This window comes from Achromobacter agilis (genome assembly GCF_900496965.1).
Lineage (GTDB): Bacteria > Pseudomonadota > Gammaproteobacteria > Burkholderiales > Burkholderiaceae_B > Achromobacter > Achromobacter agilis.
Window position 1 is genome coordinate 162,919 of record NZ_UFQB01000007.1, and the last position, 15,344, is coordinate 178,262.

General features: G+C 67.5%; 14 protein-coding genes. 9 read left to right on the top strand and 5 right to left on the bottom strand.

Annotation, left to right across the window (positions count from 1 at the left end):
* Positions 1-8 precede the first annotated feature (8 nt).
* The 3 genes from AGI3411_RS11145 to AGI3411_RS11155 are packed head-to-tail and all read left to right on the top strand — an operon-like array spanning position 9 to position 3,918.
* Positions 9-1,364 (top strand): class-II fumarase/aspartase family protein, encoded by a 1,356-nt coding sequence (locus AGI3411_RS11145; RefSeq protein ID WP_129527434.1) that lies wholly within the window; start codon positions 9-11, stop codon positions 1,362-1,364.
* A 48-nt stretch (positions 1,365-1,412) separates the two neighbouring features.
* Positions 1,413-2,393 (top strand): Bug family tripartite tricarboxylate transporter substrate binding protein, encoded by a 981-nt coding sequence (locus tag AGI3411_RS11150; RefSeq protein ID WP_129527435.1) that lies wholly within the window; start codon positions 1,413-1,415, stop codon positions 2,391-2,393.
* Between the two features lie 13 nt (positions 2,394-2,406).
* On the top strand, positions 2,407-3,918 hold the full coding sequence (locus tag AGI3411_RS11155) for a fumarate hydratase (RefSeq protein WP_129527436.1): 1,512 nt from the start codon (positions 2,407-2,409) through the stop codon (positions 3,916-3,918).
* On the opposite strand, the gene AGI3411_RS11160 is transcribed toward AGI3411_RS11155, so the two are convergent.
* Positions 3,915-4,388: a GNAT family N-acetyltransferase gene (locus AGI3411_RS11160; protein WP_129527437.1), complete on the bottom strand. Its 474-nt coding sequence runs from the start codon at positions 4,386-4,388 to the stop codon at positions 3,915-3,917. The two genes, AGI3411_RS11155 and AGI3411_RS11160, sit on opposite strands and share 4 nt — an antisense overlap.
* 101 nt (positions 4,389-4,489) lie before the next feature.
* Positions 4,490-5,239, bottom strand: coding sequence for a Crp/Fnr family transcriptional regulator (locus AGI3411_RS11165; protein ID WP_244240320.1), 750 nt, complete (start codon positions 5,237-5,239; stop codon positions 4,490-4,492).
* A 144-nt stretch (positions 5,240-5,383) separates the two neighbouring features.
* Here AGI3411_RS11165 and AGI3411_RS11170 point away from each other — a divergent pair, with 144 nt between their 5' ends.
* The 5 genes from AGI3411_RS11170 (at position 5,384) to AGI3411_RS11190 (ending at position 12,288) form a co-directional block, all read left to right on the top strand.
* Positions 5,384-6,601 carry an ABC transporter substrate-binding protein gene (locus tag AGI3411_RS11170; RefSeq protein ID WP_425265336.1) on the top strand — a complete coding sequence of 406 codons (1,218 nt, stop codon included), beginning with the start codon at positions 5,384-5,386 and terminating at the stop codon, positions 6,599-6,601.
* A gap of 55 nt (positions 6,602-6,656) precedes the next feature.
* On the top strand, positions 6,657-7,571 hold the full coding sequence (locus tag AGI3411_RS11175) for a beta-keto acid cleavage family enzyme (RefSeq protein WP_129527438.1): 915 nt from the start codon (positions 6,657-6,659) through the stop codon (positions 7,569-7,571).
* A gap of 17 nt (positions 7,572-7,588) precedes the next feature.
* Positions 7,589-8,365: an SDR family oxidoreductase gene (locus AGI3411_RS11180; RefSeq protein ID WP_129527439.1), complete on the top strand. Its 777-nt coding sequence runs from the start codon at positions 7,589-7,591 to the stop codon at positions 8,363-8,365.
* 175 nt (positions 8,366-8,540) lie between these two features.
* The gene (locus tag AGI3411_RS11185; protein ID WP_129527440.1) at positions 8,541-10,907 is read left to right on the top strand and encodes a phosphoketolase family protein; all 2,367 of its coding nucleotides are present in this window, start codon (positions 8,541-8,543) and stop codon (positions 10,905-10,907) included.
* Positions 10,908-10,923: 16 nt separating this feature from the next.
* The gene (locus tag AGI3411_RS11190; protein WP_129527441.1) at positions 10,924-12,288 is read left to right on the top strand and encodes an MBL fold metallo-hydrolase RNA specificity domain-containing protein; all 1,365 of its coding nucleotides are present in this window, start codon (positions 10,924-10,926) and stop codon (positions 12,286-12,288) included.
* 2 nt (positions 12,289-12,290) lie between these two features.
* On the opposite strand, the gene AGI3411_RS11195 is transcribed toward AGI3411_RS11190, so the two are convergent.
* Positions 12,291-13,514 carry a hypothetical protein gene (locus AGI3411_RS11195; protein WP_129527442.1) on the bottom strand — a complete coding sequence of 408 codons (1,224 nt, stop codon included), beginning with the start codon at positions 13,512-13,514 and terminating at the stop codon, positions 12,291-12,293.
* A 185-nt stretch (positions 13,515-13,699) separates the two neighbouring features.
* Between AGI3411_RS11195 and AGI3411_RS11200 the strand changes: the two genes are divergently transcribed.
* Entirely contained in the window at positions 13,700-14,038 is a 339-nt protein-coding gene (locus AGI3411_RS11200; RefSeq protein WP_129527443.1) for a DUF190 domain-containing protein, read from the top strand.
* Between the two features lie 46 nt (positions 14,039-14,084).
* On the opposite strand, the gene AGI3411_RS11205 is transcribed toward AGI3411_RS11200, so the two are convergent.
* Both AGI3411_RS11205 and AGI3411_RS11210 read right to left on the bottom strand, forming a co-directional pair.
* Positions 14,085-14,510, bottom strand: coding sequence for a bleomycin resistance protein (locus AGI3411_RS11205; protein WP_129527444.1), 426 nt, complete (start codon positions 14,508-14,510; stop codon positions 14,085-14,087).
* 55 nt (positions 14,511-14,565) lie between these two features.
* Complete coding sequence (locus tag AGI3411_RS11210) at positions 14,566-15,330, bottom strand: citryl-CoA lyase (RefSeq protein ID WP_129527445.1); 765 nt, start codon at positions 15,328-15,330, stop codon at positions 14,566-14,568.
* Between the last annotated feature and the right edge of the window lie 14 nt (positions 15,331-15,344).

Consider the following 15,344-nt stretch of genomic DNA (forward strand, 5'->3'; position numbering starts at 1 on the left):
GTACATTTATGCCAGTCTCGGTCCTCGAATCCGCCCTGTTCAAAGACATGTTCGGCACTGCCGCGATGCGCGCGGTGTTCGACGATGCCGCCACCGTGCGGCGCTATGTGGAAACCGAAGTAGCGCTGGCCCGCGTGCAGGGCCGGCTGGGCATCATTCCGCCCCAGGCCGCCAGCGCGATCGAGGCCCGCGCCGACGCCGCCGCCATCGATATGGACGAGCTGCGGGTGGAGACCGAGATCGTCGGCTATCCGATCCTGCCGCTGGTGCACCAGCTATCCCGGATGTGCGGCGCGGAAGGCGAATACCTGCACTGGGGCGCCACCACGCAAGACATCATGGACACCGCCACGGTGCTGCAGGTGCGCGATGCCCTGGCAATCATCGACGACGACCTGGCGGCCCTGGACGGCATCCTGGACGCGCTGGCGCTGCGGTATCGCGATACGCCGATGGCCGGACGCACGCACCTGCAGCACGCCCTGCCGATTACCTTCGGCTACAAGGCCGCCGTCTGGCTGCTGATGGTGCGCCGCCATCGCGAACGCCTGGCCCAGCTGCGCCCGCGCGTCCTGATCGGCCAGTTCGGCGGCGCGGCCGGCACGCTGGCCTCCCTGGGAGACGAGGGCCTGGCGGTGCACGCCGCGCTGATGCAAGAGCTGGGTCTGGGTGCCACGCCCGTTACCTGGCACGTCGCCCGCGATGGCCTGGCGGAAACCGTGCAATTCCTGGCACTGGTCGCGGGGTCGCTGGGCAAGATCGCCGTGGACATCATGCTCATGATGACCAACGAACTGGGCGAAGCCTTCGAACCGTTCGTGAAGGGCCGCGGGGCCTCCAGCACCATGCCGCAGAAGCGCAACCCGATTTCGTGCGAACTGATGTGGAGCGCGTCCAAGACCGTCCGCCAGCATGCCGGTCTGGCGCTGGACGCGATGCTGCAGGATTTCGAACGCGCCACCGGGCCGTGGCATGTCGAGTGGACGGCCGTGCCGGAAGCCTTCGTGCTGACCGCGGGCGCGCTGCACCAGGCTCGGTTCATGCTGGGCGGGCTGGAAGTGGACACCGCCCGCATGGCAAGCAACCTGGACCTGTCCGGCGGGCTCATCGTGGCCGAAGCCGTGATGATGGGACTGGCCCCGCATATCGGCCGCCAGACCGCGCACGACGTGGTGTACGACGCCTGCCGGATCGCCGCCACCTCGCGCCGCCGCCTGGCCGACGTCTTGAACGAGGACGCGCGGGTAGTCGACCGACTGGATTCCGAGGCCATCGAGCGCCTGTGCGCGCCCGCCAATTACCTGGGGGCCGCCCCCGACATGGTGGACCGCATGCGGGCCCGCCCTTACCCCGGGCTGGCCTGAACGGCAGCCTTTTCTTGGTCCATAAAAACAAGAGGACGGAGTCAACTCATGAAGCACTGGATAACGGCATTGACCGTGGCGGGCGCGTTCGCCTTGCCGATGGGCGCGCAAGCGCAAGACAACTACCCCAGCCGGGCGATCACGTGGATCGTTCCTTTCTCGGCCGGCGGCCCGACGGACGCGATGGCGCGCAATGTAGCGAACCGCGTCGCGCAGGAACTCAACCAGACGATCCTGATCGAGAACGTCGGCGGCGCGGGCGGCACCATCGGCGCGGCCAAGGCGGCCAAGTCCGCGCCCGACGGCTATACCTTCCTGGTCGGCCATATCGGCTACATGGCGGCGGCGCCATCGCTCTATGCCCGCCTTCCGTACGACCCGGTCAAGGATTTCCAGGCCGTGTTCCGCTTCCCCGACACCCCGCTGGTGCTGCTGGTGGGCGAATCGTCGCCGCACAAATCGCTGCCGGACCTGATTGCCTATGGCAAGCAGCACCCGGGCAAGCTGAATTTCAGCAACGCCGGCGTCGGATCCACCTCGCACCTGGTGGCCGCCATGTTCGCCAGCCAGGCCGGCATCGCCATCACCCCCGTCGCCTACAAGGGCGCAGGCCCCGCCCTGAACGACCTGATGGGCAATCAGGTAGACGCCATGTTCGACCAGACCAATACCGCCCTGCCGCAAACCAAAGGCGGCAAGGTCCGAGCGCTGGGGCTGACCTCGGCCGACCGCATGGCGCAGTATCCCGATGTGCCCACCATGGGAGAAAAGGCGATACCGGGCTTCCAGGTGTCCACCTGGTACGGCTTGTACGCGCCCAAGGGCACGCCCAACAAGGTGGTGCAGACCCTGTACCAGGCTTGGCAGAAGGCGCTGGCGGACCAGGCGTTCACCGGCAAGATGGCGGAACAGGGCATCCAGCTGCTGCCGCCCGAGCAATATGCGCCCGCCGCCTTCCAGCAGTTCACCGCCGACGAAGGCAAGCGCTGGGCGCAAGTCATCAAGCAAGCGGGCATCACGCTGCAATAAGGAGCACACGGCCATGCGCGTCGTCGAAGCCTCAGACATCGAAACCAGTATTGCCGACGCGTTGCAGGCGGTCAGCCACACGCATCCGGCAGACTTCGTGCGGGCGCTGAAGGCGGCGCATGCCGAGGAAACCCAGGCGCCCGCCCGCAACGCGCTGCTGCAGCTGCTGATCAACAGCAAGCTCAGCGCGCGGGCCCGCAGGCCCGTCTGTCAGGATACGGGCGTGGCGCATGTGTACATCAGGATGGGCATGGACGTGCGCATCCGCCATGACGGCCCCGGGCCCACGCCCAGCCTGCAGGCGCTGGCCAACCGCGCCGTCGCCCGCGCCTACGGTTGCGCCGAGAATCCGCTGCGGGCGTCGATGATCCTGGATCCGCTGGGCGCGCGCCGCAACACCCGCGACAACACCCCCGCCATCTTGCAGGTGGAGCTGGTCGAAGGCGACGCGCTAGCCTTGACCGTCGTGGCCAAGGGCGGCGGCGGCGACGTCAAGACACGCTATGCGATGCTCAACCCCAGCGACTCCGTCGCCGATTGGGTCGTGTCGCAGTTGCCGGGCATGGGCGCCGGCTGGTGTCCGCCGGGCGTGCTCGGCCTGGGCGTCGGCGGCACGCCCGAACAGGCGGTGGCCATGGCCAAGCACGCCCTATTCCGCGAGATCGACATGCCCGCCCTGCTGCGCCGGGGCGCTAGCACCCCTGAAGAACGGCTGCGCATCGAGGTGTACCAGCGCGTCAACGCGCTGGGCATCGGCGCCCAAGGACTGGGCGGCGCCACGACGGTGCTGGATGTAAAAGTGGCGGCCGCGCCCTCCCATGCCGCCCTCCTGCCCGTGGCGCTGGTACCCAATTGCGCCGCCACGCGCTTTGTCTCTTTCGATATGCCCGGCGCGGGGCCCGCGCGGTTTCCCCCGCCCGACCCCGCCATCTGGGAAGGCATTCCAGACGCGTTGCCCGCACAGGAAGGCAAGCGCGTGGACCTGGACACGCTCACGCAGACCGAAGTGGCCGGCTGGGCGGCGGGGGACACGCTGCTGCTGTCGGGCAAGCTGTTGACGGGGCGCGATGCCGCGCACAAACGCATGGCGGACCTGCTCGCCCAGGGCAAGCCCTTGCCGGTTCCCCTGCGCGGCCGGGCGCTCTACTACGTGGGGCCGGTAGACCCCGTGCCCGGCGAAGCAGTAGGCCCGGCAGGCCCCACTACCGCCACCCGCATGGACAAGTTCATGCCGCAGCTGCTGGCGGAAACCGGCCTGCTTGTGACCATAGGAAAGGCGGAACGCGGCGCCGTGGCGACCAAGGCCATCAAGACGCATGGCGCCGCCTACCTCAGCGCCGTGGGCGGGGCGGCATACCTTGTGGCGCAGACGGTCCAATCCGCCCGCGTGGTGGCCTTTGCCGACCTGGGCATGGAGGCGATCTACGAATTTGAAGTGCGCGATATGCCTGTGACGGTCGCCGTGGATGCCCGCGGCAAAACGACGTATACCGTTTTCCCGCTGGCGCCGGCGCCTTCCGCCTAGAGACGCAAGGCCCAGAATTCCTGTTCGAACGTCTGCCCGAACGCCTGTTTCCCGGGGATTGCCTGCGTCATGCGGAACCCCAGCCGCCCGTACAGCGCTCTTGCGTCGACAAGGCAGCTATAGGTTTCAAGCTGCATTTCCTTCAGCGCGTGCGTGCGCGCATGGTCCAGGGCCGTGTTCATCATGGCGCGCCCCACGCCCCTGCCCCGGTATTGCGGCAAGACCAGCACGAAATTCAGGAACGCCACCTCGCCAGGCTGGTCGGAAACCGCAATCGACGCCGCGCGCTGCCCCGCGATCCATCCGACCCAGACGCGGTTGAACGTGCCTGGCAGCCGGCGAAAGGCATGCATCTTCCCGGCGATGCCCTGCTGAAATCGCCTATCGAAACCGAATTCCGCGGCATAGACCTCCCCATGCGCGGCAACGATCCATTCGTCGTCGTCCTGCCCGGCCGTACGTACCGCCAATTCGCTCGCCATCACGCGTCCACCCCGTTCTGCTGGTGTTGGCATTATCCATCCACGGGCGGATCTCCGGTTCACGCCCCCTCCGCTTGCCCCGCAGCGCTTCAATTCCTGGCTTTGCCGTTCAGCTTCGCGTGCTGGTGCAGCGCTTCGCGATCCAGGATGGTCAGGCCGCCATAGCGCGTCTGCAGCACCCCGGCGCGGGCCAGCCGCGTCAAGGCGGCATTGCAGCGCTGGCGCGAAACACCGCAAAGGCTGGCGATTTCCTCCTGCGATATCTTGAGGCGTCCGTCAGTTCCCGAATGCGATTCCGCCGCAAGCTGCGCCGCGACGGCCCGCGCCACCATGGTGTCGACGTCGAGCAGCACATTGCCCGTGTAGCTCGCCATCAGCCAATCCACCCGCTGCGCCAGATGCTCCATCAGCGCTTTGGTGAACTCGATATTGTTGTTCCAGAGCCATTCGCAGGTGTCGCGCGGCAATATCACGACGCGGCTCGGCCGCAAGGCGACCACTTCGTATTCGAAGCGCGCGCCGCGGATCATGGTGGCTTCGCCGAACCAGCTTCCCGTGCTGAAGCCCGCCAGCGACAGGGTCTTGCCGTCGGCGCCGCGCGACGACCACTTCACCAGCCCGTCGACCACGCCGTACCAGCCGGGCGAGCGTTCGCCGGCGCGGAACAGGTACTCGCCCGTTTGAAGCGACACCATGCGCAGCCTGCCGCGGATTTCTTCGCGCTCGGCGTCCGGCAGGCCGTTGTACCAGGGCACGACCCCCAGCATTCTGTCCACCGCGCCTTGCGCGCGCCGCCACCGCGCGCTCAAAGGCTCGTCCCCAGTTTTCGCAGACGCCATGCACATAGCTTCCTCATCGCCGGCTGTGTGGCCCTGCCCAGGTAAACCCTAAGGGTCTTTGTCACCATGGTGACTGTCCGTGCGACAGGCTCGGCCACAGAATAAGGAAGCCCGTCGGGCCAAAAAACATAAGAGGAGACTGGAATGTTGTCAATGTCGCGCGCAATGTCCGCCGCCGCCACCTGCGGCGCCATCCTGTTGGCGGGGTCAGGCGCGGCCCATGCGCAGATCTCGGACGACGTCATACGGATCGGCTTCATCACCGACCTGTCCGGCGTGTATTCCGGCCCCGACGGCCCCGGCGGCGCGGAAGCCATAAAAATGGCGATAGAAGAGATGGGCGGCGCGATCGACGGCAAGAAGATCGAGCTGCTGGTCGCGGACCACCAGAACAAGGCCGACATCGCCTCGGCCAAGGCCAGGGAATGGTTCGACCAGAAAGGCCTGGACATGCTGATCGGGGGCACCAATTCCAGCACGGCGCTGGCCATGTCCAAGGTCGCCTCGGACAAGAAAAGGCCCATCATCGTGGTCGGCGCGGGCGCGCCGGCGCTAACGAATGAACAGTGCACGCCCTATACCCTGAACTACGCTTACGACACCGTCGCACAGGCGCGCGGCACCGGCGGCGCCGTGGTCAAGGCGGGGGGCAAGACCTGGTACTTCCTGACGGCGGACTACGCCTTCGGCACGGCGCTGCAGGCCGACACGACCACCGTGATCCAGGCCGGCGGCGGCACCGTCCTCGGCTCGGTCAAGCACCCGCTGTCGTCGAGCGATTTTTCCTCGTTCCTGCTGCAGGCGCAAAGCAGCAAGGCGGAGATCCTGGCCCTGGCTAACGCAGGCGCCGACGCCACTAACGCGATCAAGGCCGCCAATGAATTCGGCATCACCCAGACCATGAAGCTGGCCGGCATGATCATGTTCATCAACGACATCCACGCCATGGGGCTGGCCCCGACGCAGGGCATGTACCTGACGGACAGCTGGTACTGGAACGGTTCGGATGACGCCCGCGCCTGGAGCCGGGAGTTCTTCAAGCGGCGGCAGGCCATGCCCTCGTCCTTGCAGGCCGCCGATTACTCGGCCGCGCTGCAGTACCTGCGCGCGGTCAAGGCCACGGGCACGGACGACGCCGACAAAGTGCTCGCCCACCTGCGCGCGGGCAAGCTGAACGACATGTACATCAAGGACGGCGTGGTGCGGCCCGACGGCCGCGTCGTGCACGATATGTACCTGCTGCAGGTCAAGACGCCGGAACAGTCCAAGGAGCCCTGGGACTATTTCAACGTCGTGCAGACCATCGACGGCAACGAGGCCTTCACCAAGAAGTCCGAAAGCCGCTGCGCGCTGTGGAAATAAGCGGGGGCCGCGCAGCCGCGCGGACCCGTCCGACGCACATCTGAAAGAGAACCCAATGGCAAAACGCAAAGTCATCGTGACCATCGCCCCGACCGGCGGCATGGCATTCAAGAGCCAGAACCCGAACCTCCCCACGCAGCCCGGCGAAATCGCGGAAGACGTCTACCGCTGCTACAACGCCGGCGCCAGCGTGGTGGCGCTGCACGCGCGCCGGCCCGACGACCAGGCCACCTGCGACGCGTCGATCTACCGCGAGATGAACCGGCTCATCCGGGACCGCTGCGACATCGTGCTGAACAACTCCACCGGCGGCGGCGTGCACGGGGACATGGTCAAGGAGACCACGCCCGGCACCTGGGAAATCCTGTGGGAGGAACGGCTCAAGGGCATGGACGCGGGCGCCGAGATGTGCACGCTGGACGCCACCACGCTGAACCTGGCCTTCGGCGACCGCGAATACCTGATGAACACGCCCCTGAGCAAGGCGCGCGAACTGGCCGCCGGCATGAAAGCGCGCGGCATCAAGCCGGAGTGGGAGGTGTTCAGCCCCACGCACATCATCCAGGACGCCACCACGCTGATCGATGAGGGCCTGGACGACGGGCCGCCCTTCATCAACCTGGTCATGAACGTCCACCGCAACTTCCAGAACGCCATGCCGTTTTCGCCGCGCCATTTGCAGATGATGGTGGACCTGCTGCCCGGGAACGCCGTCTTCTGCGTCAGCGGCATCGGCCCGTCGCAGCTGGAAGCGAACATCAGCGCGCTGCTGCTGGGCGGCCACGCCCGCGTCGGGCTGGAAGACAATCTGTACTACCGCCACGGCGAACTGGCCACCAATGTGCAACTGACCGAGCGCATCGTGCGCATCATCCGCGAATTGGACATGGAACCGGCCACGCCCGCGGAAGCCAGGGAAATCATGGGCCTGCCCCGAACCGACGGCCCCCGGCCCGAATTCGCGGCATGACGGGGAAACGGAACGATATGAGCGAATCATTGACAGGCAAGCGCGTCCTCGTCACGGCGGGCGCGAACGGCATCGGGCTGGCGATCGCGCGCAAATTCCTGGAATCCGGCGCCGAGGTGCACGCCTGCGACGTGGACACGGAGGCCTGCCGCGCCGCCGAGGGCAGCCATCCCCGCCTGAGCGTGAGCGTGTGCGACGTCTCATCCGAGGAACAGGTGCTGGCCCTGTTCGCCCAACTGTCCGAAAAATGGGGCGGGCTCGACGCGCTGATCAATAACGCCGGGGTGTCCGGCCCCACCAGCCGGCTCGAAGACACCACGCTGGATGCCTGGCGCAATACGCTGGACGTCAATCTGACCGGCACCTTCCTGTGCGCCCGGAGCGCCGTTCCCCTGCTGCGGGCGGCCGGCGGCGGCGCGATTATCAACATTTCCTCGGTGGCGGGCCGCCTGGGCTTCTCGCTGCGCACGCCCTATAGCGCCAGCAAGTTCGGGCTGGCCGGCCTGACGCAGACCTGGGCCATGGAACTGGGCCCGTCCAACATCCGCGTCAACTCCGTGCTGCCGGGCGTGGTGGCCGGCGAACGGGTCGAGCGCATCATCGCCGCCCGCGCCACCGCGGCCGGCGTCAGCAACGACGAGATGCGCGCGCAACTCGTGTCCGGCGTGTCGCTGCGCCGCATGACGAGCCCGGAAGACGTGGCCGCCCAGGTTGCGTTCCTGTGCTCGGACGAAGGCGGGATGATCAGCGGCCAGAGCATTTCCGTCTGCGGCAACGTGGAGCACCTGGGCTGATGCGCTGCCCGGCGGATACGCGCGCCCGCCTCTGCGGGTCGGCACACTAAGCGCCCAAACCTTTGAGTTGCATCAAGGTTCTGGCGGAGCACGGCTCCGCCAGAACCGCCCCGTTGCGCCATAATCAAGCCATCGTCGCCCCTCATCCGCATCGCTCTTTCATGGGAACACCGCGATGGAACTCCGCGATCGTTGGCTATCGGGCCACGGCCCTATCCAGCACCGTGCCGACACGGTCACCCGCGTGGACGCGCTGGTGGGCAGCCTTGCGGCCGCTGGCCGCATCCCCGGTCCGGACGATGCCTATGCCATGCTGGCCGCGGCGGACCGGCTGGGCTGCGCCGCCATGAACGTGGTGGCGCACATGACCTACGCCCGGCGCATCGACCCGGCCGGCGCCCCGCTGGCGGCCGAGGACTTCAAACCCAATCCTGAGGGCCATACGGGTGGGTCGCTCAACATGGCGCCCGCCTTCGTGGGCTACCTGCTGGCCAATGCGCTGAGCGGGATAACCCGCGGCTGGCTGATGGGCCAGGGCCATTGCGTGGCCGCCATCGAAGCCGTCAACGCCTTGACCGGCGACGTCTCCGCGGCGCAGCGCGGACGCTACGATCGCAGCGAAGCCGGCCTGGCCCGCCTCATCAACGATTTCTACTCCTACGCCATCGACGCCCAGGGGCTGCCCGCCGTTCCGCTGGGCAGCCATGCCGGACCCAATACGGCGGGCGCCGTCTCCGAGGGCGGCTATCTGGGCTTTGCCGGCCTGCAATACGTGCATATTCCCCTGCCCGGCGAGGGCCTGGTGGCCTTCCTGAGCGACGGCGCCTTTGAAGAGCAGCGCGGATCCGACTGGGCTACGCGCTGGTGGCGAGCGGAGGATTGCGGCCAGGCCGTTCCCGTCATGATCCTCAACGGCCGGCGCATCGAGCAGCGCACGCAGATCGTGCAGGAAGGCGGCGCGCATTGGCTGGCCGAAGACCTGCGGCACAACGGTTTCGATCCCCTCATCGTCGATGGCCGCGACCCCGCGGCCATCGCCTGGGCCATCCTCGAAGCCGAAGCGCGGCTGGCAGCCCGCCTGGCGGAAGCGGATTTCCAGTACCCCGCCCGGCTGCCCTACGTCATCGCCGAGACCGAAAAAGGTTTCGGCTTCCCCGGCGCGGGAACCAATGCCGCGCACAACCTGCCGCTAGGCGGAAATCCCCGCGTCGACCGCGCGGCGCGGGACGCTTTCAACGAAGGCGCGAGCCGTCTTTTCGTTTCCGGGCCCGAGCTGGATGCCGCCATCGCCGCCCTCTCCAACCACGATTCCCAAGGGCGCCCTCGCGAAAGCCGGCATCCCATGGCGCACCGCCATCCCGATGCTCCCGCGCTGCCCACGCCGGCCTGGGAAACCGTCGGCGGCCAGGGCAGCGCCATGGCCGCGCTGGATCGCTGGTTCGTGGAACTGGCGCGGGCCAACCCCACCCTGCGCGTGCGCGTCGGCAACCCGGACGAACTGGCCAGCAACAAGATGGGCGGCACGCTGGCCCTGCTCAAGCATCGCGTCAATCGTCCGGAAGCCGAGGTGCCGGAGGGCCTGCACGGCTCCGTCATTACTGCGTTGAACGAAGAGGCCGTGGCCGCCGCTGCGCTTGCGAACAAGGCCGGCCTGAACCTCATCGTCAGCTATGAAGCCTTCGCTGTGAAGATGCTGGGCCTGCTGCGCCAGGAAATCATCTTCGCCCGCCGCCAGAAAGAGCTCGGGCAATCGCCGGGATGGCTATCGGTCCCCCTGGTGGTGACATCCCATACCTGGGAGAACGCCAAGAACGAGCAATCGCACCAGGATCCCACTATAGGCGAAGCCCTGCTGGGCGAGATGTCCGATACCTCCCGCGTGCTCTTCCCCGTGGATGGCAATAGCGCCGCGGCGGCGTTGCGGGCCGTCTACGCGCGCCGCGCCCAGGTGGCCTGCATCGTCGTGTCCAAGCGCGACGGCGCGCATCGCTTCGACGTGCGGGCCGCCGAGTCCCTCGTGGAACGCGGCGCGGCGCATGTCGCGGGCGACCCGTCGGCCAGCGTGCTGCAATTCGTCGCCATAGGCGCCTACCAGCTCGAAGAGGCCCTGAAGGCGCGCGACCATCTGGCCGCTCGCGGACACGAATGCTGCGTATCCGTGGTGATCGAGCCCGGCCGCCTGCGCATTGCACGCGACGAGCTTGAATCCGGCTTCGTCCTTCCGGATGCCGACGTGCGCGCGCTCTTCCCGCCGGGGTTGCCGCGCGTACTGCTGTGCCATACCCGCCCCGAACCCATGCTGGGCATCCTGCGCCGGCTGGACGGCGGGCCGGCCCGCACCCGGGCGCTTGGCTACATCAGCCGGGGCGGCACGCTGGACGTGCCGGGCATGCTCTTCGCCAACCGCTGCACCTGGGCGCACGCGGTCGATGCCGCGGCCGCCGTGGCGGGCTGGCGCCGCCAGGACGTGCTGGACCCGCCCCGGCTACGCGCCATCGACGGCCACGGCAAGCCCGCCGACCTGCTCGCCCCCCTGTCCTGACGCTCACGAGGAAACCATGCTCTCACTGACCTGCCTTGGCGGCGCCGGCACCGTCACCGGATCCAAGCACCTGCTGAGCCACGGAGACACCCGCCTGCTGATCGACTGCGGGCTGTTCCAGGGCCTGAAGAACCTGCGCGAGCTCAACTGGCAGCGCCTGCCCGTCTCGCCCGCCGACATCGACGCGGTCGTGCTGACCCATGCCCATCTGGATCACTGCGGCTACCTGCCGCGGCTGGTGACAGACGGATTCAAGGGCAGCATCCATGCCACCTCCGCAACCCGCGACGTCGCGGAACTGATCCTGCTGGACAGCGCCAATTTGCAGGAGAAGGATGCCGAATTCGCCAACCGCAAGGGCTTCTCCAAGCATGCGCCGGCGCTGCCGCTCTACCGTGTTGTCGACGCCGAACGGGCGATGAGGCGCTTTGCGGACGTCCCCCTGCACCAGCCGGCCGCCTTGCCCGGCGGCGCGAAACTGACCCTGCGCCGCGCCGGGCACATTCTTGGCGCGGCCACCGCGCAGATCGACATGGGCGGAATGCGCGTGGTCTTCTCCGGCGACCTCGGCCGCTACGGCGACCCGGTCATGCACGACCCCGAAGCCGTTCCGCGAGCCGATTACATCGTCATTGAGTCCACCTACGGCAACCGGCGCCACGACACCGCCGATCCCGTCGAAGCGCTGGGCGCGGTCATCGATCGCACCGTGCAGCGCGGCGGCACCGTGGTGATCCCCGCCTTCGCGGTGGGCCGGGCGCAGACCCTGATTTACGCGCTGTGGAAGCTGCGCCAGGCCGGGCGGCTGCAGAACGTCCCTGTCTACCTCGACAGCCCGATGGCGACGAGCGCGACCGAGCTGCTGGAACGGCACGCCGGCGAGCACAAGCTGCCCGCGCGCGAGTACGAGGCCGCCTGCTCGGCCGTGACCTACGTGCGCGATGTCGAAGAATCCAAGGCCTTGTCGGCCAACCGCTATCCCAAGGTCATCATTTCGGCCAGCGGCATGGCGACTGGCGGCCGGGTGCTGCATCACATCGCCGCCTTCGGCGGCGACCACCGCAACACCCTGCTCTTCTCCGGCTTCCAGGCCGCCGGCACGCGCGGGCGCAAGCTGCTGAACGGCGCCGCCGAAACCCGGATCTACGGCCAGTGGATAAGCATCAACGCGGAAGTCACCGAATTGCCCATGCTGTCGGCGCACGCCGACAGCGATGAACTCATGCGCTGGCTGTCCGGCTTTCGCGAGGCGCCGCGCCGGGTCTTCATCGTCCATGGCGAGCCGGAGGCCTCCGAGGCCCTGCGCGAGCGCATCCAGCGCGAACTTGGCTGGCATGCCACCGTGCCCTTGCAGGACCAGATGTATCCGCTCACGGACTAGCCTCAGTTGGGCAGCAGCGTGACCGTCTGCGGGTTGTACTGGGCATAGGCGCCGCTGCTGCACCGCGCGTAAGGCTTCGCCTGCTCGGGCAGCCCGGTGGCGCGGACGGCGAGTTTCCCATCCCGGGAACGGATCTCTTTATAGCGTTCGGCTGCCACCTCGCCATCGGGCAGCAGATACAGGCGCACGCGCACCAGGCCGGTATCGGGGTCGGCCTTGCTCGCCTGGCTGAAAGCGGGCACGGCCACCGTCGCCTCATGCCAGGCCTCGGGATCTTCCAGGGCCTGCCAGCGCAGGCGCACGGGCGGATCCAGATCGAGCAAGGCAGGACTGCCGCCCCCGGATTGATCGCACGGCCGAGGTCCGAGGCTGCGCGCGGCGTACTCACCCAGATCCAGCGTCTGACCGTTGATTTCCACCCTGAAGATCGTCTGGGGCGTGTAATTCTCCAGGCCGAAGATCGCCAGCCCCGGGATGCGGGCCCGCGTCATCGCGTCCTCGGTCGTTGCGGCGAAACGCGCGATGCTCGGCGCCACCTCGACATGGTCGGCATAATGGAAATACTGGTACACAAGCAACGAGGCCTCGCCATACGCATGCGCCGCCGCCAGCTTGCCCATTTCCGGTTGGGGCAGGCGCCGCAGCGGCACGGACGTGCCCGGCGCCCCATCCTGGCCGGGATACTCGTAAAGCCGGACGTCCTCCTTCAGCCGCGCGCCCGCGTAGGGGAATTTCCCTCCTCCCTCCGGGATCTCATGCTGATACCGAGAAAACCTGGCGAAGCGGCGGTTTTCGGCCGATCCGGGCTCCAGATAGCTCACTGCGTCCGACGATCTATAGCCGCCGCGTGTATCGAACCGGATCATGCCGCTGCTCAGATTGACGTGCGTCTCGGTGATCGCCGGGTGCGCCTCGCGGAAACGGTCGCGCCGGCTCTGCTGGACGGACTCGCTGACCGGCACGATCATCGCCGCCAGCAGCGTGGGCAGGAGCAGCAAGGCATGAGCCCGCCCGGGCATGCTTGCGCGGTCGCGCACCATGTATACGACCCATGTCAGCAGCAGCACGATGACCAGCGGCCCGCCGAACAGCAGCCCGTAGCTCAGCAGGGCCACCGCCCCCCAGCCCAGATAGGGGCTGGTCACGGCATACACGCTGAGAGCCGCCACCAGGCCCGCCAGCGCGAAGGAAACGATGATACCGAACAGATAATTTCCGGTCTTCAATGTCAAAGGCCTCGTCGAATATCCAGGCAGTTCCGTTCGATTGCGCGGCCAATTTGCGGGGCGTACACTGGATTTGCATGGAGATGGCGTTTTTCCACTGGCCGCCAGTGTATCGCTAGTGCCGAACCGGATTGCGCCGGCCTGCCGCTGTGCGGCGCGCACGCCGTGCTCCGCGGGAGTCGTCCATGGACGGATATCAGCTCACCTTCTTTACCCAGCAAGAGCGCCGGCATGGCCATCAGCAGCTATGCCAATGGCTGCTGACGCTGGCCCAATCGATGCAGATCCGCGGCGCCACGCTGGTCAGCGCGCAGGAAGGGCTGGGCAGCCATCACCGCCTGCATTCCGCGCATTTCTTCGACCTGGCCGACCAACCGGTGGAAATAACCATGATTGTGTCCGCGGAGGAATGCGAGGCGCTGATGGAACGCCTGCGCAACGAGCCCGGCCTGCACCTCTTCTATGCGAAGAGCCGCGTGGAATTCGGCACGATAGGCGAGCCCGCCTCCACTATCGCGGCCTGAACCGGCGTTCCGCCGGCGCGGGCGCCGGCGGGCGCGCGGCTGGCCGTCAGGCCGGACGGTCGCCGATCCAGGCCGAAAAGCGCAGCAGGTATCCGTCCGGGTCCTGCACCAGGAATTGGCGCACGCCGACCTCGACCGCATTGCTGCGATACCAGCGCTCTTGCGGCTCGCGGTACAACGCCCATCCGGCAGCCGCCAGGCGCTCCAGCAACGGCTCTATGGCCTGCACTTTGACCTCGAAGTTGATGCCCCGGCCCCGCGGCGCGTCGAGAGGGGCCGTGATCCAGTTCTCGCCGCCGCGCACCTCTTCCAGCATGAATTGCGCGCCGTCCAGATCCAGGTAGACGAAACCCTCGTCCTCCCGCCGATAGGCGATCTCGAAGCCGCACAGATCCATCCAGAAGGCCAGGCTGCGCGACAGGTCGCTTACCAGCAGTTCAGGCACCATGCGGGCACGGCGAAGCTCAGTCATCGGGCTCTCCAGGTTTTCAGAACCCGCATGATGCCAGAACCTGCCCGCGCAGCCGCTAGCGGCCGTTCTGCTTCCCGCTTGCGACGTCCCATAGCGCCTGGGAGATCGGCTGCTCGCGCTCTTCGATGACATGCGCGATCAGCCCCGCCACCCGGCCTATGAGCGTCATGCCCTTGCCGAACTCAGGGCTGAGGCCCATGTCGAGCAACACCGCCGCCTTGGCGCCCGTCGCGTTCAACGGCACCGGCTTGCCGAATACGCGGCTTGCAGCCTCGGCCAGGGCCAGCACATAGCGGCAATGCCTGCCGTAGTAGCCGCAGTCGGCAGCCACCGCCAGTATCTTGTTGGAGCGCGGGTCGGCCTCGACGTGGATGGGATGCCCGATTCCGGGAATGCGCCGGCGCGCCTCGCGCTCGCTCGCCACCACGCCTTCGGCATGCGCGGCCAACGCGGCCGCGTCCTCGTCGGAACCCTCGAAATCCGCCGCGGCCTGCTGCAGGAAGCGCGCGGCGTACTCCACCACGCCCAGATAGCGGCTGCCCGCGCCCAGCAGGCCGGCCGCCACCGCGCCCTGCATGGACTCCGGCGCTCCGTGCAGGGTCAGGCGGGTCGCCAGCGCGCTGGGCGTCAGGCCGTGGTCCGCCGCGGTCACCAGGAACATATTGATCATGCGGCGCTGGTTGGCGTCCGGAAAACTTCCCAGCACCGTCAGGCACAGGACATCGACAAAGTCGCGCTTGTCGATCAGGTCCTCGACCAGGTCATAACCTCTGATGCTGATGTGGTCGGCGTCGCCGCCGCCGATATCGCTCTTGAACATGTGCTTTCCTTTTC